This is a genomic window from Rhodococcus sp. AC861, from assembly GCF_979256035.1.
Window position 1 is genome coordinate 68,162 of record NZ_CEEDMW010000008.1, and the last position, 22,472, is coordinate 90,633.

Genomic DNA, 22,472 nt, shown 5'->3' on the forward strand with positions numbered 1-22,472 from the left:
CCGTCAGGGCGCCGGCAGCACCTGCGTGAAGAGAACCGACCCGGTTCCGTCGCACAGGTTCACCGTCAGCGACCGCGAGTCCTTGTCGATCAGCACCTCCCCGAAGTGTTGGAAGGTATCGAGCGGTGAGGCATTCGGCTCCGGGGGTGCGTGCACGAACACAGCCTCCGGGCCGAAGGTGGAGTCGAGGTCGTTCGGCCCGAACGCACCCGCGTTGAGAGGCCCGCTGACGAACTCCCAGAACTCGCGGAACTCCTGATAGGCGGCACGCTCGGGTGAATACCGATGCGCCGCCGTGTAATGCACGTCTGCGGTGAGCCACACGGTGCCGGTGACGTCGTTCCGATCGATCGCGGTGAGTACCTGCGCGATGTCGGTCTCCCGACCGAGCGGGGCACCCGGATCCCCGTTGCCGACGCCCTCCTGCGCGGTCTTCCCGTCCGGCACCACGAGTCCCAGCGGAAGGTCGTTGGCAATGACCTTCCAGGTGGCGGTTGAGCGGGACAACTCGTCGATCAGCCACCGCCGCTGAGCATCTCCGAGAATCTCCCCGGTCGCGGCAGTGTTGGCACTGTTCGCGTCCTTGTAGCTCCTCATGTCCAACACGAAGACGTCGAGCAGCGGACCGTACGCGATCTTCCGGTACACCCGCCCGTCGACGGCCTCGGCGGGAACGACGGGAAGCCACTCGTGAAATGCCTGCAAGGCCCGTTGCGACAACAGGTTCACATCTTTCACGGTGTACTGCTCGAGGTCGAGAATCTCACCGGGATACCAGTTGTTGACGGTCTCGTGATCGTCCCACTGCACCACCTGCGCGACCGAGGAGTTGAAGCGTCGGTAGTTGTCGTCGGTCAGGTTGTACGCGTACTGCCCGCGATACTCGTCGAGGGTCTCCGCGACCTTGGACTTGGCCTCGGACATCGTGTTCCGCCACACCCGGCCGTCGGGCAGCGTGACACTCTCTTCGAGCGGACCGTCGGCGTAGACGACATCGCCGCTGTGCAGGAACAAGTCCGGTTCCCGGTCGGCCATCGCACCGAAGATGGTCATCCCGCCGATGTCGGGGTTGATCCCGTAGCCTTGCCCGGCCGTGTCACCGCCCCACAGGAGGCGAATGTTCGACGGGCTGTCCGGAGCCGTGGAGAACACCCCGGTGACGGGCTCCGACGTGGCGCCGTCCTCGCCCTCCAGCGTCACGCGGTAGTGCACTCGCTGTCCCGCCGGTAGACCCGTGAGGCGCAGCACGCCGGTGCCGTCGGACTGCGGAGTGAGGAGAGGCCCTCGCATCGTCGTGACGGAGGAGAACGCGTCGGTGGCCGACGTGTCGACGACCATCGTCGCGGGCGTGTCCGACCGAGCCCAGACCAGCGCACCGTCAGCCCGGACGTCACCGCTCGCGACGCCGTGGGTGAGCGTCGGGCGAGCGCGAACCAACGCTGGACCGGTGTTGCAGGCTAGCAAGGGCGCCGCCGCTGCACCCAGAGCTGCATAGCGGAACAGGGATCGTCTCGACATCTGCATGGCTCGCACGGTGCCGGATCGACGTGAACGCGCAGTGTGTCCCGGGAGGACAGTCGGCTGTCAGCGACCGAGTTCGTCCGCGATGGCAAGCACGCCGATGTGCGCTTCCTCGAAACTAGTGCTCAGCGGGCTCAGTCCCAGTCGAATCCCGCGCGGTGCCCGGAAGTCGGGGATGACGCCGCGCTTCCACAACCGCGCCGTCACCTCGCGGAAGTCGGGGTGATCGAGCGTGACGTGTCCCCCTCGCTCCGCCGAGTCCTCCGGAGATGCGATCTCGACTCCGAGAGGCACGAGGTGTTCTCGGACCAGTTCGAGCGCGAACTCCGTCAGCGCAACGGATTTGGCGCGGATAGCACTCATGCCGACCTCGTCGATCATCTCGAGCGTGTCCTGCATGGCAATCATGCCGAGCACCGGCGGCGTCCCGCTGACGACGCGTCGGATACCCGCCGCAGGCTCGTATCCCTGCTCCATGGCGAAGGCGTCGGCGCGGCCCATCCATCCCCAGATCGGCTGGTCGAACTCCTGCTGATGCTCCTGCCGGACATACGCAAACGCCGGCGAGCCGGGCCCACCGTTCAGGTACTTGTACGTGCATCCGACAGCAAGGTCGACGCCCCACTCATCGAGGTGCAGCGGCACCGATCCCACCGAGTGCGACAGGTCGAGTATCAGCAGGGCACCTACGTCATGGGCAACGCGCGCGGCGGCGGGAGCGTCCGCCAGGAAGCCGGAACGGTAGGCGACGTGGCTGAGCAGGACGAACGCTGTTCGCTCGGTGACGACGTCGGCAATATCGGCGGTTCGAACGCCCGACCTACGGTCCGACTCGATCCACACGAGCGTCAGACCGAGCTCCGATGCGATGGATTCGAGGACGTAGCGATCGGTCGGGAAGTTGTCGCGATCGAGGACGATCTCGGTGCGTCCCGGTCGCAACGCTGCGGCGCCGCGGGCGATCTTGTAGAGCATGACCGTCGTCGAATCACCGATGGTGGTCTGCCCGGCCGCCGCACCGAGCGCAACGCGGCCGAGCCTGTCGCCCTGCGTGATCGGCAGATCGAACCACTCCTCGTCCCATCCACGGATCAACCTGCCGCCCCACGCCTGCGCCATGAAACGGGTGACGCGCTCGATGCTCGCCGTCGTGGGCCGACCGAGCGAGTTACCGTCGAGGTAGGCGACGACGGGATCGGCGTCGTCCGTGTGAAATCGAGAACGGTACTCACGCAAAGGATCCTGTGCGTCGAGGTCTGCTGCGGTCATGAACGTCCGATCTCGGTGCGTGCGGCGAACAACTCGGGGAAGAACGTCAGTTCGAGGGCGCGCTGGAGGAAGCCGACACCGCTCGAACCCCCGGTGCCCGACTTGAATCCGATCGTCCGGAGCACCGTGCGCATGTGCCGGAACCGCCACAGTTGGAAGTTCTCCTCCAGGTCGACGAATTCTTCGAATGCCTCGTAGGCGGACCAGTTCTCGGTCGGATTCTCGTACACGTGTGTGATGAGCGGCATCAGGTCGTCGTTGCGGGAGTAGGGCGCGGTGACATCGCGGTGCAGCGCACTGGCCGGGACGTCGTGGCCGGAACGTGCCAAGCAGCGCCACAACGCATCGTAGACACTGGGTTCCTGGTGCACCCGAGTCAGCAGATCGGTTGCAGCAGCGTCGGATTCGAACACCGTGAGCATCGCGTCGTTCTTGTTGCCGAGCACGAATTCCACCGCGCGGTACTGCGCGGACTGGAATCCGGAGGAGTTCCCGAGGACGCCGCGGAACTGGGCATACTCGGTGGGCGTGAGCGTCGCGAGTACCGACCATTGTTCGGTCAGCGTCTTCTGGATGTGCTTGACCCGGGCGACACACTTGAGCGCGAACCCGAGGTCGTCCGCGTCGAACGCATCGCGCGCCGCAAGAAGTTCGTGCAGGACCAGCTTGAACCACAGCTCGGTGGTCTGATGCTGGATGATGAACAGCATCTCGTCGTGGTGCTCCGGAACGCTGACCGGCTTCTGAGCAGCGAGCAGGGTATCGAGATCGAGGTACGCCCCGTAACTCATCCGCTCGCGGAAGTCCGTGACGATGTCCTTCTCGATGGCGCGCTCGTCCATTGCTCCTCTTCCGTCGATTCCCCCGAGCCTAGGACGTAGATTCGAAGGATGAGCGATTCCTCGGAACGAATCGACGTCGTCCTGCACCCGGACACCGTTCGAGACCTCGGCACGGTGACCGACCTGGTGCAGTCCGCGCTCGCCGCGCGCGGCGCCACCGGCGAGGTCCACGTGTCGGACGACGTTTCCGTGGCCTCCGGCGACGTGATCGTGGTCCCGGCCCCGGGCGGACGCGTCGACACGCAGGCGAGCGACCGGTGTGTGGTGCGTGTCGACTACGGCTACGTCGCGACGGACCTCTCGCCGGGGCTGCACGCGCACATCCGTGGCCGCGGACTCGGCGGGCTGCGGTACGCCGTCGACAGGATTCACCATCACCGACTGCACCCGGCGACCGTCGAGTCGTATGGGGAGCACCCCGAACAGTTCGCCGAGGTGCGGGGGACGAGCGGGCCGGTCGTCGCCCTGATCCACGGCGGTTACTGGCGGGCACCGTGGCGACTCGACTCGCTCGATGCGGCGGCGATCGATCTCGCCGACCGCGGCTACGTCACGTGGAACATCGAGTACCGCAGCCCCGACGAGCACGGGTGGGAGACGACGACGGCGGATGTCGCCGCGGTTCTGGACCACGCCGGTGCGCAGGCCGTCATCGGCCATTCGGCAGGAGGACAGCTCGCGATGCGCTGGGCCGCCGACGCCCGTCCCGTACTGGCGGTGAGTCTCGCCGGAGTCCTCGACCTACAGATCGCCGACGACCGCGGCCTGGGTGACGGCGCGGTGCGTGCTGCCCTCGGCTCGCGGTACACGGATGCTCACGCCGAGTCGTCCCCCAGAGCGCGACTGCCACTCGGGGTTCCGCAGATCGTGGTGGTCGCGGCGTCGGACGATCCGAACCTGAACAACATCGGCCGCGAGTACGTGGACGCTGCTCGCCGAGCGGGCGACGACGCGGATCTGGTGGAGGGTCCGGGCGGGCACTTCGACGTCGTCGATCCGCGGTCGCAGATCTGGCCTGACATCGTGGAGCGGATCGAGGGACGTCTCCCCCGCTGATCGTCACTCGTGAGCGGTGTACTCCGCGTCGGTGACGGGGTCCATCCACACGACGACGTCGTGCTCGTCGTCGCCCTCGTTGATGGCGAGGTGCACCATGAGGCGATCCGGTGCGGCGCCGTGCCAGTGCACCTCGTCGGCCTCGAACAGCACGCGGTCGCCGGGACGGATGACCTCGACCGGTCCACCCTGCCGCTGGCACAGACCGACGCCCTCGGTGACGAACACCGTCTGGCTCAGCGAGTGGCGGTGCCAGTGCGTACGCGCCCCCGGCATGAAGTGGACCAGGTTGGCGGAGACCCGCGAGGGGGCTGGTGCTGCGGCGACGGCGTCGATGTAGACGTCGCCGGTGAACCAGTCGGCCGGACCCTTGGTGGTCGCGATCGAGCTTCGGGTGATCTGCATGCGCGGTTCCTCTCGTCGGTGGTGCTGGTGTCCAGCATTCGCGGTGCCGGTCCACGGGGGAAGTCCCTGCCGAGGAGCGCCCCGACAGGGCACCCCGGTCGTCTAGGTGAACAGGGCGTCGACGATCGCAGCCTTGCCGGCAGCGCTCTGCGGATGCGTCAGCATGCCCTCGACAGCAAACACCACGACCTTGGTCCGCGCGTCGATCCGCTCCTCGGCGACGCCGACGTGGCGCAGTTCCTCCGCGACCAGCGCATCGGCCATGGCATGAAACCCGTTGTGCCACTCGTCGATCGGAGCCGATACCGCAGCGCGGGCGTGAACGGTGTCCACCAGCCGGTGGTAGCGCTCGAGCTCGGTGACCACCCACGTCAACCGTTCCTGCGGGGACGTCACCTCCAACTCGGCGAAGCGCGTCAACGCCGACGCCGTGATCTCGGTGAGGGCTGCGACGAGCAGTTCGTCCTTGTCGGAGAAGTACCAGTAGATGGTGTTGGGCGTGACGCCGGCGCGCTGCGCGATCCGGCTCAGCGGGGTGCCGTCGAATCCGGCCTCGACGAACAGGGCCGTCGCGGCGTCGACGATCTCGGCTCGTTTCTCCGCTCGATCCTGCGGACGTCTGTTCCGAGGCATGCGGTCACCTTATCTTGATGCTCGATCAAGACGCTGCTACATTTCTTGAACGTCAATCAAGAGGAGCCCGCATGCCTGACACCGTTCGCGACGACCTGTGGTTCGACTCCGGTTCCGATCGCTGCGCGATCTCGGTCCTCCGACCTGCCGGGCTCGACGGTTCCGCGCCGATCATCGTCATGGCCCACGGCTTCGGATCGGTGCGCGCGTTGCGCCTCCCCGCCTACGCGGACCAGTTCGTGCAGGCCGGCTACGTCGTCGCGATGTTCGACTACCGGCACTTCGGCGACAGCGAAGGAACTCCGCGACAGCTCCTGGACGTGCGCAGACAGCTCGAGGACTGGCGCAACGCGCTGGCCTTCGCCCGGCGACTCGACGGCGTCGACGCCGACCGCGTCGTCGCGTGGGGAACCTCGTTCGGCGGTGGCCACGTCCTCACTCTGGCGGGCACGAGCGAACGCCTGGCAGGCATCATCGCGCAGGTCCCGCACGTTGACGGCGTCGCCGCCGTGCGTTCCGCCGGCCTGCGCCAGACATTGCGTCTCGCACCGGCGGCCCTCTCGGATCAGGTGCGGGGACTCCTCGGTCGCGAGCCACGCTACATCGACTCGATCGGCAAACCCGGTGCCCTCGCCGCCATGGTCTCGCCCGACGCCGCCGTCGGACGTGACCGTCTTCTCGACGCGTCGGGACTGCAGACCGGTGACTACCCCGAGACGGTCGCCGCCCGCATCCTTCTCCACATCGGCCTGTACTCACCGGGGAAGACCGCCGCGAACATCACGTGCCCCGCCCTCGTCCAGATCGTTACCGAGGACGCCATCACTCCCACGGACGTCGCGCTGCGCACCGCACGAAAGATCCCGCGCGCCACCGTGGTGACGTACGAGGGTGGTCACTTCGATCCGTACGTCGAGCCGCTCTTCCCCCGGATCATCGCCGACCAGCTGGCGTTTCTTCGCGACGTCGTGCCGGTCGCCAGGTGAGCAGAAGCGCCAGCGCCAGAAGAAGTTCGGCGATGTCGCCGCCGTAGTACATCAGCTCGCCGGCGCCCTGGCGCTGATCGGCGGGCACCGGGATCTGCACGAGGAGTCCCGCGTACATGAGCTGCGACAGCACGGCATGGCCGAGAATCGCAGCCCCGAGTATCCAGAGTCGGGTGGGTACCGAAGGCCGATGCGGTGCTGGGTCGGGGCCGGCGATCACCCACGCGAACAGATACCCCGCGAGGAAGAAGTGCACGTGCACCAGCAGGTGCAGTGCGGCGCTGTGTGTCGTCGCCACGTAGAGCGGGGTGAAGTACAGCAGCGCAAGACCGCCGAGACTCAAGGTTAGCGCGACGACCGGGTTGGCGATCACGTGCACCGGCCGCGAGCGCAGGACACGTCCGATGGCGCGGCCGATCGGCGGCGACACCGAGCGCAGCACCAACGTCATCGGGGCACCGAGTACCAACGCCAATGGCGCGTACATGCCGAGAAGCAGGTGCTGGTGCATGTGGCCGCGGAAGTCGCCGTCCGGGTAGGGCGACAGTGCGGGGACCACGGCGAGGACGAGGAGCCCGATGCCGACGAGGAAGCTCGCCGTGCGCCACGGGTTCCATCCCCGCGGCTGATGCCTGCAGCGCTCCGCCGCAACGACGTAGGCGATGGCCACCACGACGAGAATCACGACCGGTCCGAGACCACCGCTGCCGTGATGGGTGTCGTGCGCGAGCATCATCGCGATCGACGTGCGCTGCGCTGCATGAGCCGGCCGCCGGCGATCAGGAGGACACCGAGGGCGAGAAAGCCGAGGTCCCACCACAGTTGATTCGGACCGCTGCGAACGTGGTGGATGCCGAGAAAGTGGTGGTCGACGATGCCTTCGACCAGGTTGAACAGGCCCCACCCGACCAGAACCCACCCCCAGAGCACTCGCGATGCCCACACCCGCCCGCGCGATCCGGTGACACGCGAGTACAGCATTCCGAGACCCAGTAGGACGGCGAGCCAGGTGACCGTGTGGAAAACGCCGTCCCACAGCGTGTTGATCTGAAGGCCGTGGACGGTGTCGACGGGATAAGGCTGCAGGCCGATGTTGTCGTCGCCCGAACTGCTCAGCAGGTGGTGCCACTGCAGAATCTGGTGCAGCAGAATTCCGTCGACGAAACCGCCCAAGCCCACACCGAGCACGATGCCGGGCAGGGCGATTCCGCGGTCGGGCACGACGCCTTGTGGGCGTTCCGAGGTGACCATGCGCAGGGCAGTACCCGGCGCACGGCCCTCGAAACGGTCGGGCTACTTCCGACTGGGCGGCTGCAGGAACTTCATGGCACCCCGCAGTACGGGCTCGGGAACCTTGTCCTTCGCCGCCATCGCCTTGTCCATGACCTTGGTTCGCGTCTCGGTGCCACGGCCGAAGGCCTTGTTCAGCGCCGACCCGTCCGGATTCATCTGCACGTGCAGCGGCGGCGCACCGTCCTGCTGCGCGATCGCGTTGCTGATCACGACGCGCTGGATCTCGCTGGTCCCCTCGAAGATGGTGTAGAGCTTCGCGTCCCGATACCACTTCTCGACAGGGTGATCGGTGATGTAACCCCAACCACCCATCGTCTGGATCGCCCGCTCGGTGGACGCCACCGCGACTTCCGTGGCGGCGAGCTTGGCCATCGAACCCTCGCCGCGCTCGAAAGCGACACCCGTGGCCGCCATCCAGCTCGCGCGCCACGTCAGCAGTCGCGCCGCGTCGATACGCATGGCGAGGTCCGCCAGCGGAAACGCGATGCCCTGATTGTCGATGATCGGCGACCCGAACGCCTCACGCTCGTTGGCGTACTTCGTCGCGTATTCCAAAGAAGCACGGGCGATTCCGAGTGCCTGAGCGGCCACCATCGGTCGTGTCTGCTCGAGTGCGCCGAGAGTGGCGGAGCGACCTCTGATTCCGGTCTTCTCAGCCTCGCGCGCCTTGGCCAGCTTGTGCTCGAGCTTGTCGAGGCCGCCCAGGAGGTTCGCACCGGGGATGCGGACACTGTTGAACTTCAGCTCCGCGGTGTGGGATGCACGGCACCCCAGCTTGTCGAGCTTGCGCACGAGTTCCAGGCCGGGCGTCCCGCCGGGGACGATGAAGAGCGCTTGACCCTTGTGACCGAGTTCGGGGTCGACGTTGGCATTGACGACGTGGACGTCCGCGATACCGCCGTTGCCGATCCACATCTTGTGGCCGTCGATGATCCAGTCGTCGCCGTCCTGCCGCGCCGTCGTCCGAAGGTTGCGAACGTCGCTGCCGCCCTCGGGTTCGGAGATGGCGAGCGCCGCCAACTTCAGATCGTCCGGGGTGCCGAAGCACTGCGACGCCCATTCGAGCATCTGCTCCGGAGTCGCGGCCTGGCCGATGGCGGAGAGCGCGAGTGCCGGCATCACCACCGCGAGACCGATTCCCGCACAACCCCAGAAGAGTTCCTCCATGAACACCGGCAGGGACAGACCCGTCGGATCACCGATGAGGTCGCGGTAGAAGAGTGGCGAGTAGAAGCCCGCCCGCGCCGCTTCCTGCAGCACCGGCCACGGGAACTCCTGCTCCTTGTCGTAATGCTGCGCGACGGGTCGCACCACGTTCTCGGCGAAATCGTGCGCCCTGCCGACCAGCTCGTGCTGCGCGGGCGTCAGTGTCAGATCGAAGCTCATGATGTCCCCCCAGGACCTCGTTTGGCCCAGGCATACCCGGGTGGACCGAGTGTTACACGTCACTTGTCTGCCCGGTCGGGACCCGTCGGCTCGGGCCGGCCTGTTCGTGGACGTTCACCCCCGCCGAGCGGTGGCAGAAGTCCACAACCAGCGTGAAGTCGGAGCATTAGGGCAGCGTTGGGCTTCGTCCAGCGGGATAGTGGAACTTGGACCCCGGGAACCTGGGTCTGAAGTACACAATCTTGGTCGACAGAGCTGGGCGCTGGGAGGGCTTGGTCCAGCTCGATCGTGGACGTCCACCACCGCCAAGCGGTGGCAGAAGTCCACAACCAGCGTGAGGGCGGCCGTGTCCGACGACTGGGGCAACGTTAGGCACAGTCCAGCCAGATAGTGGATCTTGGACCCCGGAATCCGGGGTCTGAAGTCCACAAACTTCGTCGACAGAGCTGGCCCTCAGTGGGGGCTCCGTCCAGCTCCATCGTGGACGTCCACCCCCGCTCAGCGGTGGCAGAAGTCCACAACCAGCGTGGGATTGAAGGCATCAGGGCGGCGTTGGGCTCCGTCCAGCCGGATAGTGGAACCTGGACCCCGGAAACCGGGGTCTGAAGTACACAATCTTCGTCGACAGAGCTGGCCCGCAGTGGGGGGCTCCGTCCAGCTCGATCGTGGACGTCCACCACCGCCCAGCGGTGGCAGAAGTCCACAACCAGCGCGGGGTCCAAGGCATCAGGGCGGCGTCGGGCTCCGTCCAGCCCGATAGTGGAAACTGGACCCCGGAAACCGGGGTCCAGATTCCACTATTTTCGTCGGCGAAGCTCTCCATCGTGGGCCGACCCGACGACGGAACCGGTTGCCCGCGCGGCGCGTCTTAGATGGTGTGCGATGGATTCGAGCTGGCCTAGCCGCGACGGCGGTCGTGCTGACCAGTGGGTGCTCGACCGGTGTCGCCGGAACACCGGTAGCCGAGCTCTGGGATCCGTGCACTATCCCGAGCGAAGCGATCGAAGCAGCCGGGGTGGATCCCACGGTTGTCGACTCGGGTCGGTTCGACCAGGATGACAACCAGTGGAGATACTGCTCGTACCGGCAGGATTGGTTTGTGTTATCAATCTTTTCCACAACCAACTCGTTGGAAGAAGTCCAAGATAACGCGAAGTCCGACAGTGGAATTTCAACGATGATCAACGACCGCGCGGCGTTCTCCTACTCCGAGCTGCCGGGGACCATTGATGAGTCGTGCTTCGTATCTCTTGCAACCAGTAGCGGCGCGATTGAATTCGAAGTCAGCGAGGCCGGAACAGAACCCCGCGCAGAGCCACTGTGCGGTGTGGCGGTCCGATCAGCCGAACGTCTCGAAAGAGCGACCCCTCGATGAAAGCAGAACTATGAGCGACCTGGAACGCCTTGCATTGACCGCTGACTCGGCTGACCGTTGCGCGGCAGCCTGCTCAGCTTTTGCCGACAACGTCGTGTCAATCCGAGATTCGCTACGGTCTCAGATACATGGCGGCGGGTTCGGGACCCTCCCCTCAGGCATCGCCCTGCAGAAGAAGTATTCCGAACTGGCGGTAGGTGGACCGGGGAGCCTGTCGGCCATGCTCCAGGCACATATCACCGTCGCGACCAACCTGGCAGCCACGTTCACCGAGATCGGGAGAAACTACGTCGCGACGGATGATGCTGTGGCGCAGCTGATCACAGCTCCGCGCTGACTAGCCCTTCAGCGCATCGAGGTTGGTCTTCAGCAGCATGACGTTGTAGTCCGACCAGCGGGACGCGGTGAAGTAGAGGTCGCTGCCGCTCGACTTCGGGTGAATGTACGGCGCGTAGACGCCGCCGACAGTCTCGCCACGTCCGAGCAAGGTGGTCGGTCCGCTCCACGGGCCTTCCGGGTTCACAGCCGTGCGCGCGACGATGGATCCCTGCGTCTCGTCGCCATACAGCATCACGTACTTCTGCAGGTAGTCGTTCCAGGCAACGCTGAGCTCACTGACCGGTTCCTGGACGACCTTCTTCGAATCCTCGACCTTGGTCGACCAGGGGGCCGCCGGATCACCGGTGGCGTACTCGTACTTGGTCAGGTCGAGTATGTCGGCCGGCTGCACCCGCGCGACGAAGGCAGCTCCGAAACGGCCGTTGGGTGTTCCGAACTGGTAGAGGAAGCCGTCACGACCTTTCGCGTAGGCGTTCATCTGGAACCTGCCGTTGGCCTCGTTGACCTGCGCGACACCGGGAATGGTGACGCCCTTGTTGACGCGGATCGTCAACGGATCCGTAGCCCACGTCTGACCGTTGTCACGGGAGACCGCGATGGCGGAGAAGTTGGTGACCCACCGTCCGGGAGCTCCCCAGCTCTGCACGGACATGTAGTTCAGGTACTGCACCCCGTCGATGGCGATCGCCGCCGTGGGAATCGTGGTGGCCTCGACCTCGGGGAGACCGAGACTGGGCACGATCTGCCTCGAGTAGCGCGGCGCATCGGAGGTGACGACCGAACCCGACGACGTGTTGCCCGGGGCAGCGTCCGGGATGGTGATGCCGTCGGCGAGGTTCGAGTCGTCGGAACGTAGGAGCAGGTTGTTGCGCCACTGCTGGCCGCTCACGGAGCAGTTGCCGAACGAATCGCCGAACGCCATCAACGTCTGACCGGCGCCGTTGTCCCAGCTGATGCCGAGATCGGTGCCCGAGATGCCGAATCGGTCGTACGTGTTGTTGGCACTGACGGGACCGGTCACCCACCCGACGGACTGCGTGTTCGCACTGCGGATCGGCGCGAGGGGCTGCTGCGTCCCCCGCGGGTTGCTGCCACCACCGCCGCTCGAACCGCTACTGCCGAAGAAGTTGCCGAAGATCGACGACCCTGGCCCACCGAGTCCACCGCACGGCTCCGCAGATGCGACCGGTGCGGCGAGCACGCTCATTCCGCTGACGACCATGGTGACCGCAGCCCCCACTGCAATCCGCCGAGTAAGTCCGTGCATGTTCCGACCCCCACCGATCGTCTGTGTTGCTCACGTGACACGTGTGACTGATGTGGTGAGTGTTACCGACAAAAAGGCATGCCGCAACCGATCGGTCGTGTCGGTTCTTGACTTTGTGAATTACATGGATGCGATTCGCCGCGGGAGAAACTCCAGGCGGGAGGGGCCGGTGCGCCCCCGACGAACGCACCGGCACGAGGCCCGCGTCGGTCGGCGACCTCGACTTCCCAGTGTGGCACTCGGCGCACATCGGCGCCGAAATCAGCTACCCGAGCTGCCGCGCGTGCACGCTGTCCAGCACCAGCAGAGCGGCGCCCTGTACGACGACCGCCGCGCCGTGACCGATGGCGTCGTCACGCGTCAGACGACCCTCGAACGACGGCGTCCGATACGCGAGATGGGCGCCTACTGCGATGTAGACGACGTCGAGGCCGGTGTTGATCCACAGAGTCCTGCGGAGCTTCGCGGCCTCGACCTCGGATTTCCGTGCTGCCCCGATGCCGGCGATGGCGAGATCGATGGCTCCCCACCCCGCCGATTGCAGTCCGAATGCGCGGACCGCAGGACTCGGCCCGGCGACAGCGGCGACCGCTCCGCCGACGACGCTCGCGCCGCCCCACCACGCCAATCGACGGCCGAGCTTCTGTGCAACATCGCGAGCAGGAGTCATCGCACCAGTGTGCCCGGCGAGACCGCGACGTCAGACGATGCCGGCGTCATGGAGTGACCGCACCTCCTCGCCGCTGTATCCGAACTCCCCGAGAACAGCGTCGGTATCGGCTCCGTGCGAACGTCCGGTATGACGGATGCTGCCCGGGCTCTCCCCCATCCGCCACATGACGTTCTGCATCCGCACGGGACCCAGATCGTCATCGTCGACGGTGGTCACCATCTCGATGGCGTTGACCTGTGGGTCGTCGAGAAGCTCGCTCGGCTTGTACACCGGGGCGACGGCCGCACCCGCTGCTTCGAACGCCGCGATGACGTCGTCCCGCGTGCGTTCCCCGATCCAGCCACCCACGTAGCCGTCGAGCAGATCAGCGTGGGCAGCTCGTTGGCGGCCGGTGGCGAACCACGGCTCGTCCAGCACCTCGGGGTGGCCGACCAACCTCAGAACTCGTTCGGCGATGGAATTGGCGCTGGTCGAGATGGCCAACCAGTGTCCGTCCCTCGTCTTGTAGAGATTGCGCGGTGAGTTGTTGCTGGATCGATTGCCGGTGCGCTCCTGATCGATGCCCAACTGGTCGGCATAGATGACGCCGGGCCCGACGGCCGTCATGATGGGACTGAGCAGATCGAGATCGATCTCCTGACCCTTCCCCGTCTTCACCCGGTGCAGCAACGCCATGGACACCGCCGAGGATCCCGCGATGCCCGCCAGCGAATCCGCGAGTCCGAACGCCGGAAGTGTCGGCGGACCGTCGGCGGAGCCCGTCAGATGCGCGAAGCCGCTCATCGACTCGACCAAGGTGCCGAAGGCGGGACGCGAGGAGTACGGGCCGGTCTGACCGAAACCGGTGACCCGCAGCAGGATCAGGCCCGGGTTGATCGCGGACAGGACGTCGTATCCTAGTCCCCACTTCTCGAAGGTGCCGGGCCGGAAGTTCTCGACGACGACGTCGGACTCGGCGACCATCTTCTTGAACACCTCGGCACCCTCGGGCTTGCCGAGGTTCAGCGTCATCCCCCGCTTGTTCCGGCTGACCATGGTCCACCACAGCGGGTGGCCGTCCTTGTCCAGGCCGTGACCGCGCATCCCGTCGGGCTTGGTGGGGTGCTCGATCTTGATGACGTCTGCACCGAAGTCACCGAGTATCTGCGCGACGAGCGGCCCCGCGAGAATTGTCGACGCGTCGAGTACCCGAATTCCCTCGAGCGGGCCGGTCACTTGTAGGGCCTGTGCAGGTAGCGGCCGGTCGGCTCCCCTGCCACGGACCCGTTGTCGAGCACGCGATGTCCACGCACGAATGTGTCGGTGACCTTGGCACCCAACTCGAAGCCTTCGAAGGGGGTGTACTCCTGCGTCGACTCGGAGTCTTCGGGGCGCACGGTCCACGTGTGGTCGGGATCGACGAGGGCGAGGTCAGCGTCCATGCCGACGGCGATCTCACCCTTGCCCGGAAGTCCGTACCGGCGAGCGGGATTGAGTGAGGTGAGCTCGGCGATACGGCGCCAGCTCAGCCCACGCTTGCGGCCTTCGCTGACCAGTCCCGGCAGCAGGTACTCGGCGCCGCCGAATCCGGACTTGGCGGAGAAGATGTCACCGCGGTCCTCGGCGAACTTCTTCTCGTCCTTGCAGCAGGCATGGTCACTGACCACCCAGTCGATATCGCCGCCGAGCAGGTGCTCCCACAGTGCCTCGACGTCGTCGCGCGGACGCAGCGGCGGGTTGACCTTGCCGCCCAGGCCGTAGGCGGTGTCGATGTCGGCGAGCAGGTGACCGATGGTCACCTCGCGACGGAAGTTCACGTGCGGGAACGCCTTAGCCATCCGCATGGCGGCGGTGAGGGCCTTGCGGGAGGAGAGGTGCAGAAGGTTGATGTTGGGCAGCTGCGTCTCGTCGGCGAGGAACGACGCGATGGTGACCGCGAGCCCCTCCGAGTGGGGCGGACGCGAGGCGCTGTAGGCGGCGAGACCGGTGAGCGTTCCCTCCTCCTCGACGAGCTTGGTGTACGCGCTCATGATCTCGGCGGTCTCGCAGTGCAGCGACAGCGAGATGTGATCCGCCTTGTCGCCGAGCTGCTCACGGGCCGCCTGGATGCCGCGCATGACGAACTCGAAGTGAGCGAGATCGTAGCGTTCACCCTCGGGAGTCATCAGGAATTCGCTCTGGTCGGTCGAGCGGCCGTGCAGACCGTGGCTGCCGTAGAACATGAAGATCTTGAACGACGTCACACCGTGATCGGTGATGAGCGAGGGGATCTCGGCGATGTGCTCCTTCGACATCGGCGCGAGGTGGTACGCGTAGTCGACGAACGGCTTGCCCTCGGTGGCCTCGAGCACCGTCGGGAAGACGTCGGCATACGAGCCGCCGGTGTTCATGTAGTACTGGCCGGTGCGCATGTAGGACAGCGACGTGGTCACGCCACCCTGTACGCAGGCGCGGGATTCGGTGTAGGCGTCTTCGCCCAGCGGGTTGTAGATGCCCCAATGCTGGTGTGCGTCGACAACTCCGGGGAAGGCGACCTTGCCGGCTGCGTCGATGACCGTGTCGGCCTCGGAGGCGTCGATTCCGGCCTCGATGCGGGTGAACTTGCCGTCTTCGACGAGCAGGTCCAGGAATTCGCCGTCCTCGGGATGATCGGCGCCCGGACGTACGACTCGGGCGTTGGTGATCAGAAGCTTCGTCATGACAATCCTTCTCTAGTGATGGGAGTCGGCCGCGACACCGGCGGCCAGATACGCGAGTCCGAGGGCAGGGAGCAGACCGTTCCCTGCGAGGTAGCCGGCGGCGCCGTGACCGGAGATACCCATGGCGGCGCCCCCGGACGCGAAGAGGCCGTCGATGGCCGTGCCGTCCGGGCGGAGTACCCGAGCGGTGCCGTCGACGACGAGACCGCCCTGGGTGTGGAACAGAGCCGGCACGATGCGTACGGCGGCGTACGGGGCGGTGAGCTCATGCTCGAACGAGCTGCGTCCGAACGGATCCTGCGCCTCGCCGCGAGCGTACTGCTGCACCGCCGCCATCTCCTCGACCACCGCCTCGACGGGTAGTCCAATCTCGGTGGCCAACGCGGACAGGTCGTCCGCCCACACGACGGCACCGGACTCCACCGTCTGGCGGAAGTCGGTGAAGGACAGACACTTGTCGTGGATGTCCTTGTCGATGACGATCCAGCCCTCGGAATCCGGCCGGGCCGCCAGATGGGCGGCGTACTCCGAATAGCCCGTCGTCTCGTCTCCGAAGCGGCGGCCCGTCACGTCCAACACGACGCCGCCGTGCATGATCGTCGCCCACCCGACCAAGGTCGACGCCTTCTTCGACAGCGCGGCGTGGCCTTGATACGAGTCGAGGTAGGCCGAGGCCGCACCGAGCCGATCACCGATAGCCAGTGCATCGCCCCGCGAGTACTCGCTGCCGTGGTAACGAGCGTCGGCGATCTCCGGGACATGCTCGGCGACGCGGTCGTGATCGCCGCCGTACCCGTTGGTGGCCAACAGGACTGCACCTGTCGGAATCGTCTCGGTCGTCCCGTCGGGCAGTGTGACGACGGCACCGCGGACACGACCGTCCTCGATGACGACGTCGGTGAGGCGCGCCGGCGAGAGCACGTCGATGCGAGGGTTCTCGGTCACCGCCCGCACCAGGTGGTCGAGCAGAATGCTGCCGTGTCGACCCTCGACGGTGTGGCAGCGCAGGGCCGAGTGACCCGGGTATGCGAAGTCGGTCACCAACGTGAGTGGGATGGACAGATGGTCCGCCATCCATTCGACCAGCGGCGCACTGACATCGGCCAGAGCCTGCGCCAGATCACGGTCCGCGGAACCCTTGGTCTTGCGCATCACGTCGTCGACGAACATCGCCGGCGAATCCTCGATCCCCGCCTCTTCCTGCCAGCGCGATCCGGCACCGGGAATCATGGCGGTCGACATCGCAGTGTTGTTGCCCCGCTTGAAGTGTTCGCTGGCCTCGACCACCAGGACGTCGAGTCCCAGCTCGGCGGCACGCAGGGCGGCGACGAGGCCTCCGCCGGCGCCCGCGACGACCAGATCGGGTCCGTCCTCGCTCATGCCGCCGCCTCGAGATCGGCGGTCAAGGCCAGCAATCTCAGCGCGGTAGCCGTCGGGTCGACGACCAGAGGTCGGGTGCGTGGTCCCGTCAGATCGACCGCGGAGCAGGCGTTGATGGCTACCGAACTCGACAGCCGCTGTGCGTGAACGGTGACCGCATCGGCCCATGCCTGTGAGTCGGCGATGTCGTCGAACGAGAGGTCCATGACCGTGGTCGGTTCGGCATCGATGCCGTACCCGGCCAGCCGACGGTCCAACTCCGCAGCGATCGCCCCGTTCCGCGCGAGTGCGCCGATGCGGTGACCCTGGGATGCGTAGAACGACGCGGTCAGCCGGGACAGGCCGAACATCGGCCGGGCGAAGGAGTCGAACCGGTCGGCGCACGGGTCCAGGACACAGTCCGGGAGGAAGCCGTCGAAGCCCTCCGGGTCGGCAGTGGAGAAGGCCTCCGTCAGCACTGCCTCGGACCGGCGGACATCCGCCTCGGTGTCGAGAGCGCGGGGAGCGTCCGGACCGATGTTGCGGAGGACGACGGTCAGTCCGGCGGGGCTCAGGGCGTCGTAACGCTCCTGGCGGCGGCGGAACTCGGTGAAGTCGACGTGGATGGGGGTGTATGCGAGCAATCGCACGGGGAAACTCCTGACGAGAGATGCGGCATCAGATGCCGAGGTACGCCGCCTTGACACGATCGTCGTGGGCGAGCTCTGCACCGGTACCGGTGAGCACGATGGTTCCGCTCTCGATGACATAGGCGCGGTCCGAGATCGCGAGTGCCTGAGCTGCGTTCTGCTCGACGATCAGCACTGTCACACCGGTCTCCCGGATGCGCACGATGGCGTCGAGCACCTCGGCAGCGAGCTTGGGTGCGAGACCCACCGACGGCTCGTCGAGGGTGAGCACCCGCGGCTTCGACATCATCGCGCGACCGATGGCCAGCATCTGCTGCTGACCGCCGGACATGGTGTCCGCGCGTTGAGTCCGTCGTTCGGCGAGGATCGGGAACAGTCCGAACACTCGGTCCAGCGACTCCTTCATGGAGCCGCGTTTCTGGGTGTAGGCACCCATCTCGAGGTTCTCCGACACCGGCAGGCTGCCGAACAGGGCTCGATCCTGCGCGACGTGCACCAGACCGGACTTGACGATTCTGTCGGCGCGATTGCCGCTGATGTCGTTGCCGTCGAGCACGATTCGCCCTTTGGACGGTGCCACCAGACCCGACAGCGCACGCAGAGTCGTCGTCTTGCCGGCACCGTTCGCGCCGATGAGGGAGACGATCTCGTTCTTGTCGAGATGCATCGTGACGCCGTGCAGGATCTCGAGCCGTCGGTAGCCGGCGTGAAGATCGTCGATCTCGAGCATCATGCGCTCTCCTCACCCAGGTAGGCCTCGACGACGCGGTGGTCCTCGATCACGGTGCGCGGGTCCCCCGCCGTCAGAACTGCGCCTTCGTGCATGACGACGAGACGCTCCGACAGGGCCATGACCGCAGCCATGATATGTTCGACGAACAGGACTGTCTGCCCGCCGCTGTGCAGCGACCGAAGCAGGTCGATCATCGGGGCACGTTCTGCCGGAACGAGTCCCGCCAGAACTTCGTCCAGAAGCACGACGCGCGGTTCCATCGCCAGTGCTCGCGCCAACTCGAGACGCTTGAGTCCCGCAGTGGACATGGTCGACACCTTGCCGCCCACCTGATCCGAGAGCTGCACCCGATCGAGGACGTCGAGTGCGTGGCGACGAGCATCGCCGCGGGACTTGCGCTTCGACAGCGCGGCGATGGTCACGTTCTCGAGGACCGACATCGACTCGAACGGCCGCATCAGCTGGAACGTGCGCACCAGGCCGGCACGCGCGATCTTGTCCGCAGGCCATCCGGTGATGTCGGTGCCGTCGAAGATCACCCGTCCCGACGTGGGCGGCTGCTCGCCGGCCAGCAGGGAGAACAGGGTGGTCTTCCCGGCCCCGTTGGGGCCGATGATTCCGAGGAACTGCTCATCCGGGACGTCGATGCTGACGTCGCGCACCGCGTGGATGCCGGAGAACGATTTGCTCAGATTCTCGATACTGAGGACGCTCACTTGCGCCACCTCTCGCGAATCGTGCCGAAGATCCCCTTGGGCAGGAAGATCACGATCAGGATCAGGATCACCGAGTACACGGCCACATCCAGACCGATGGAACCCTGGAGGAACTCGAGGAACGCCGGGGGGTTCCGCAGCAGCTGGTTGATCAGCTCCGACAGCGGCCCGATGACCGCGGCGCCGAGAACCGGTCCCCAGATGGTGCCGATGCCGCCGATGACGGCCGGCACGATGGCCTCCACGGACACCGCGGACCCGAAGGCCTGCTCCGGTCCGACGAAGAAGTAGTACTGCACGTAGTACACGCCGGCGACGGCGGTCAGCGCGCAACTCGCTGCGACGGCGATCAAGCGGTACTTCATCGTATCGATGCCCAGCGAGGCTGCGGCGGTGGCGTCGTCACGAATGGCCTGAACGTACTGACCCGGCCGTGAGCGGACGTAGAAAATGGTGCCGAGTACGGCCAGCGCCAGGATCACGAGCGGGATCCAGATGTAGTTGGGACTGCCCTTCTCGAACTGCAGCATCCACCACGAATCACGCGGCAGAATCGGCACATTGAAGCCCTCGGTCTTGTTGAAGACCTCGAGGTTCTGCACTAGCAGCAGGAACATCTGCGCGAACGCGAACGTCGCGAGGGCGAAATACGATCCGGCGAGCCGGTAGCGCAGGCACAGGTACGCGATCAGCGTGCCGACAGCGGCGGACAGCACGGCGGCGACGAGCATCGAGATCCACGGTGAGATGCCGTGTTCCACCAGCAGGTAGGCCCCCGTGTACGCGCCGATGCCGAAGAACGCAGCATGGCCGAAGCTGAACATTCCGCCGAACCCGCTCATGAGGTTCCAGCCGACGGCCATGACCGCGAAGATCAGGGTCCGCACGGCCACGGTCTGCGCCTGCTCGCCCAGCACCAGCGGGAACGCAGCGACGACGACGAAACCGATGACGAGAGTGAGCAGTTGGCGACGGAGCCACGTGTCCTTCAGACGAGTCTCCGGCGGCGCGGATGCGGGTGTCGTGGTGGTCATCGGCGTCCTCCGTACAGTCCTTCGGGCTTGAGAAAGAGCACCATGACGAACACCGCGAACACGAGGATCAGCGAGCCGGTACCGGGGAGGTAGAGCGCACCCACGGTCTGCACGAGGCCGATGACGATGCCCCCGACCATGGCTCCGACGACACTGCCGAGCCCGCCGAGGACGACGATCACGAACGCGAGGATCGTGAACTGCTCACCCACCGACGGCGTGAGCGAGGTGAACGGCGTCATCAATCCGCCGGCCACCGCGACACAGGCCGCGCCGATACCGAACGTCAACGCGTACACCCGGCCGATGTCGACGCCGACCAGCTTGGCGCCTTCGGAGTTGGACGCGACAGCGCGGATGGACAATCCGAGTCGGGTTCGCTCGAGCACCGACTTGAGAGCGATCGCGACGACCGCAGCACCGATGAAGGCGAGCACTCGCGGCCAGGCCGCGACCGTCCCGAAGATCGACAGCGAGCCGTCGACCGGTGCCGCAACGGATTTGGGGCGTCCACCGAAGACCATCAACAACACGTTGATGATCAACAGCGACAGTCCGAGCGTCACCAAGAGCGGGCCCTCGTGACTGCCACCGATGGTGAGCTTGGTCAGCAGCGTCGCCTGGACGACCATGCCGAAGACGAACATCACCGGCACTGCCAGCAGCGTCGCCAGGTAGACGGGCAACCCGGCCGTCGACAGTGCGTAGACGATGTACATCGCGAGCGTGAGCATGGCGCCCTGGGCGAAGTTGACGATGCCCAGCACACCGAAGATGAGCGTGAGTCCGACGGAGATCAGCGCGTACACGCCGCCCAGCAGCAGCCCGGAGACGATGGCCTGACCCACCAGGCCCTGGTCCTTGCCGCCGACGAAGAAGACGACGGCGAGGATGATCACCAGGGCTCCTCCGACGGCGACGCCGGGATTGACTGCGCGGCGGGTCTTCTCCCCGGCGGCACCCTCGGCGACTACCGTCACCGGCCCGCTCCGACAGGGAACTCGATCGCGTCGGTGGCGAACTCGTCCGGGAACACCTGGGCGACCTGACCGTCCTTCACCTGCATGACGATGACCGTCGCGTTGGTGTTCTGACCGGTCTCGTCGAACTGGATGGGACCGGAGAAGGCGAGCAACGGATCCTCGATGGTGACGCCGGAGATGGCTTCGCGCAACGCTTCCGGGTCCGCGTCCGCACCGTCGTCCAGTCCTGCGGCGATGACCTCGACGGCCTGGTACGACAGCATGGCTGCCGTCTCCATGGGGCGGCCGTACTTCTCCTCGAACCGCGCCCGGATGTCGTTGACGCGGTCGCTGGTGGCGTCGAAGTGGTAGTTCGCCGACAGCACGCCTTCACCGGCGGCACCGGCGGCTGCGGGGAACGAGCTGTCGTCGAACGCGCCGTTGGCAATTCCGTAGACGCCCTTGACGTTCACGTTCAGCTGCTGCACCGCGTTGGCGATGAGCAGACCGTCCGGGTAGTACCCCGTGGCGACGATGACGTCCGGGTTGGACACGGCCGCTTCCCGCACCTGGGTGGTGGCGTCGGAGAAGTTCGTGGCCGGGTAGGTGATCTCCTGGACCGACGAGATGCCCTGGTTCGCGGCTTCCTTCTCGAACGCGTCGAACACACTGTCGCCGAAGGACCCTTCGATGTGCAGGTAGGAGACTCGGTCGATGGCCTGACCGGTCTGCTCCTCGATCGCGGCGAGCGCCTTCGCGCCGTCCGTGCCCATGCTCGACGCATTGGGCTGGATCCGGAACGCGTACTGGTAGCCCTGATCGAGGATCTTGTCGTCGACGGCGACGTCGATGACCAGCGGGACGCGCGAACGCTCGGCGACCGAGGCGACGTTCTGCGTGACGTCGCTCTGGTAGGTGCCCACCAGGGCCACGGCGCCGTCGTCGATGAGTCGCTGTGCTTCGCTCTGCCCGACCTCGGCCTTTCCCTGACTGTCACCCGTCACCAGCTCGAGCGTGCGACCGTCCATGGAGGCGATTCCGCCGGCCGCGTTGATGTCCTCGACCGCCAGTGCCGCACCGTCGTTCATCAGCCCACCGACTCCGGCGAGTGCGCCCGTGGTGGGGTGTACGGCTCCGATCTTGATCGGACCCGAACCGTCGGAGCCCGAGGAGGATCCGCATGCGGCGGTGCCCAGTAGGGCTACCGCGGCGAGAACGCCTACGACTTTTCTCATGATTGGATCTGCCTTCCGCGCCGACCGTGGCGACGACTCAAAGAAACCGTGTGGCAAAAG

Annotated in this window: 23 protein-coding genes; 4 read left to right on the forward strand and 19 right to left on the reverse strand. The window is 66.1% G+C overall.

The genetic code is table 11. The annotated features are described in order from the left end of the window. Positions 1 to 3: 3 nt before the first annotated feature. From AC0IX4_RS21745 to AC0IX4_RS21755, 3 genes are read right to left on the reverse strand one after another with little or no spacing between them, the layout of a single operon-like run. Entirely contained in the window at positions 4 to 1,524 is a 1,521-nt protein-coding gene (locus AC0IX4_RS21745; protein WP_471831063.1) for an alkaline phosphatase D family protein, read from the reverse strand. Positions 1,525 to 1,584: 60 nt separating this feature from the next. Next, positions 1,585 to 2,790 carry a kynureninase gene (gene kynU / locus AC0IX4_RS21750; protein WP_471831065.1) on the reverse strand — a complete coding sequence of 402 codons (1,206 nt, stop codon included), beginning with the start codon at positions 2,788 to 2,790 and terminating at the stop codon, positions 1,585 to 1,587. Beyond that, positions 2,787 to 3,632 (reverse strand): tryptophan 2,3-dioxygenase, encoded by an 846-nt coding sequence (locus tag AC0IX4_RS21755; protein ID WP_471831067.1) that lies wholly within the window; start codon positions 3,630 to 3,632, stop codon positions 2,787 to 2,789. Before AC0IX4_RS21755 ends, kynU begins: the two co-directional genes overlap by 4 nt. Positions 3,633 to 3,680: 48 nt before the next feature. Between AC0IX4_RS21755 and AC0IX4_RS21760 the strand changes: the two genes are divergently transcribed. Continuing rightward, positions 3,681 to 4,688, forward strand: coding sequence for an alpha/beta hydrolase (locus AC0IX4_RS21760; RefSeq protein ID WP_471831069.1), 1,008 nt, complete (start codon positions 3,681 to 3,683; stop codon positions 4,686 to 4,688). A 3-nt stretch (positions 4,689 to 4,691) separates the two neighbouring features. Here the strand turns inward: AC0IX4_RS21760 and AC0IX4_RS21765 are convergent, their stop codons facing one another. Together AC0IX4_RS21765 and AC0IX4_RS21770 are read right to left on the reverse strand one after the other, a co-directional pair. Continuing rightward, a complete protein-coding gene (locus AC0IX4_RS21765; RefSeq protein WP_307091594.1) occupies positions 4,692 to 5,093 on the reverse strand; it encodes a (R)-mandelonitrile lyase in 402 nt (133 codons plus the stop codon). A gap of 102 nt (positions 5,094 to 5,195) precedes the next feature. After that, positions 5,196 to 5,726, reverse strand: coding sequence for a TetR/AcrR family transcriptional regulator (locus AC0IX4_RS21770; RefSeq protein ID WP_471831071.1), 531 nt, complete (start codon positions 5,724 to 5,726; stop codon positions 5,196 to 5,198). Between the two features lie 71 nt (positions 5,727 to 5,797). Here AC0IX4_RS21770 and AC0IX4_RS21775 point away from each other — a divergent pair, with 71 nt between their 5' ends. After that, the gene (locus AC0IX4_RS21775; RefSeq protein ID WP_471831073.1) at positions 5,798 to 6,712 is read left to right on the forward strand and encodes an alpha/beta hydrolase; all 915 of its coding nucleotides are present in this window, start codon (positions 5,798 to 5,800) and stop codon (positions 6,710 to 6,712) included. Here the strand turns inward: AC0IX4_RS21775 and AC0IX4_RS21780 are convergent. Genes AC0IX4_RS21780 through AC0IX4_RS21790 form a run of 3 tightly spaced genes read right to left on the reverse strand, consistent with a single transcriptional unit; the run spans position 6,660 to position 9,391 of the window. Next, positions 6,660 to 7,448, reverse strand: a complete 789-nt coding sequence (locus tag AC0IX4_RS21780) for a cytochrome c oxidase assembly protein (protein WP_471831075.1) — start codon at positions 7,446 to 7,448, stop codon at positions 6,660 to 6,662. The genes AC0IX4_RS21775 and AC0IX4_RS21780 overlap by 53 nt on opposite strands. Further along, the gene (locus tag AC0IX4_RS21785) at positions 7,445 to 7,963 is read right to left on the reverse strand and encodes a DUF2243 domain-containing protein (protein ID WP_471831077.1); all 519 of its coding nucleotides are present in this window, start codon (positions 7,961 to 7,963) and stop codon (positions 7,445 to 7,447) included. The genes AC0IX4_RS21780 and AC0IX4_RS21785 overlap by 4 nt, the downstream gene beginning before the upstream one ends. Before the next feature lie 42 nt (positions 7,964 to 8,005). Then, the gene (locus tag AC0IX4_RS21790; protein WP_471831079.1) at positions 8,006 to 9,391 is read right to left on the reverse strand and encodes an acyl-CoA dehydrogenase family protein; all 1,386 of its coding nucleotides are present in this window, start codon (positions 9,389 to 9,391) and stop codon (positions 8,006 to 8,008) included. A gap of 916 nt (positions 9,392 to 10,307) precedes the next feature. Between AC0IX4_RS21790 and AC0IX4_RS21795 the strand changes: the two genes are divergently transcribed. Then, positions 10,308 to 10,766 carry a DUF3558 family protein gene (locus tag AC0IX4_RS21795; RefSeq protein ID WP_471831080.1) on the forward strand — a complete coding sequence of 153 codons (459 nt, stop codon included), beginning with the start codon at positions 10,308 to 10,310 and terminating at the stop codon, positions 10,764 to 10,766. 10 nt (positions 10,767 to 10,776) lie between these two features. Continuing rightward, positions 10,777 to 11,103, forward strand: a complete 327-nt coding sequence (locus AC0IX4_RS21800; RefSeq protein WP_471831081.1) for a hypothetical protein — start codon at positions 10,777 to 10,779, stop codon at positions 11,101 to 11,103. On the opposite strand, the gene AC0IX4_RS21805 is transcribed toward AC0IX4_RS21800, so the two are convergent. The 11 genes from AC0IX4_RS21805 to AC0IX4_RS21855 all read right to left on the reverse strand — a co-directional run bounded on the left by AC0IX4_RS21805 (position 11,104) and on the right by AC0IX4_RS21855 (position 22,412). Then, positions 11,104 to 12,372: a DUF4185 domain-containing protein gene (locus tag AC0IX4_RS21805; protein ID WP_471831083.1), complete on the reverse strand. Its 1,269-nt coding sequence runs from the start codon at positions 12,370 to 12,372 to the stop codon at positions 11,104 to 11,106. Between the two features lie 265 nt (positions 12,373 to 12,637). Further along, entirely contained in the window at positions 12,638 to 13,042 is a 405-nt protein-coding gene (locus tag AC0IX4_RS21810) for a DUF6992 family protein (RefSeq protein WP_471831085.1), read from the reverse strand. A gap of 30 nt (positions 13,043 to 13,072) precedes the next feature. Continuing rightward, positions 13,073 to 14,260, reverse strand: coding sequence for a CaiB/BaiF CoA transferase family protein (locus tag AC0IX4_RS21815; protein WP_471831087.1), 1,188 nt, complete (start codon positions 14,258 to 14,260; stop codon positions 13,073 to 13,075). Next, complete coding sequence (locus AC0IX4_RS21820) at positions 14,257 to 15,723, reverse strand: dihydroorotase (protein WP_471831089.1); 1,467 nt, start codon at positions 15,721 to 15,723, stop codon at positions 14,257 to 14,259. Before AC0IX4_RS21820 ends, AC0IX4_RS21815 begins: the two co-directional genes overlap by 4 nt. A 12-nt stretch (positions 15,724 to 15,735) precedes the next feature. Then, positions 15,736 to 17,103, reverse strand: a complete 1,368-nt coding sequence (locus AC0IX4_RS21825; protein ID WP_471831092.1) for an FAD-dependent oxidoreductase — start codon at positions 17,101 to 17,103, stop codon at positions 15,736 to 15,738. After that, positions 17,100 to 17,732: an aspartate/glutamate racemase family protein gene (locus AC0IX4_RS21830; protein ID WP_471831094.1), complete on the reverse strand. Its 633-nt coding sequence runs from the start codon at positions 17,730 to 17,732 to the stop codon at positions 17,100 to 17,102. Before AC0IX4_RS21830 ends, AC0IX4_RS21825 begins: the two co-directional genes overlap by 4 nt. A gap of 28 nt (positions 17,733 to 17,760) precedes the next feature. Then, positions 17,761 to 18,465: an ABC transporter ATP-binding protein gene (locus AC0IX4_RS21835; protein ID WP_471831096.1), complete on the reverse strand. Its 705-nt coding sequence runs from the start codon at positions 18,463 to 18,465 to the stop codon at positions 17,761 to 17,763. After that, complete coding sequence (locus AC0IX4_RS21840; protein ID WP_200933460.1) at positions 18,462 to 19,181, reverse strand: ABC transporter ATP-binding protein; 720 nt, start codon at positions 19,179 to 19,181, stop codon at positions 18,462 to 18,464. The genes AC0IX4_RS21835 and AC0IX4_RS21840 overlap by 4 nt, the downstream gene beginning before the upstream one ends. After that, on the reverse strand, positions 19,178 to 20,215 hold the full coding sequence (locus AC0IX4_RS21845; RefSeq protein WP_042573813.1) for a branched-chain amino acid ABC transporter permease: 1,038 nt from the start codon (positions 20,213 to 20,215) through the stop codon (positions 19,178 to 19,180). The genes AC0IX4_RS21840 and AC0IX4_RS21845 overlap by 4 nt, the downstream gene beginning before the upstream one ends. Continuing rightward, positions 20,212 to 21,195 carry a branched-chain amino acid ABC transporter permease gene (locus AC0IX4_RS21850; RefSeq protein ID WP_471831098.1) on the reverse strand — a complete coding sequence of 328 codons (984 nt, stop codon included), beginning with the start codon at positions 21,193 to 21,195 and terminating at the stop codon, positions 20,212 to 20,214. The genes AC0IX4_RS21845 and AC0IX4_RS21850 overlap by 4 nt, the downstream gene beginning before the upstream one ends. Beyond that, entirely contained in the window at positions 21,192 to 22,412 is a 1,221-nt protein-coding gene (locus AC0IX4_RS21855; protein ID WP_471831100.1) for an ABC transporter substrate-binding protein, read from the reverse strand. Before AC0IX4_RS21855 ends, AC0IX4_RS21850 begins: the two co-directional genes overlap by 4 nt. Positions 22,413 to 22,472: the final 60 nt, after the last annotated feature.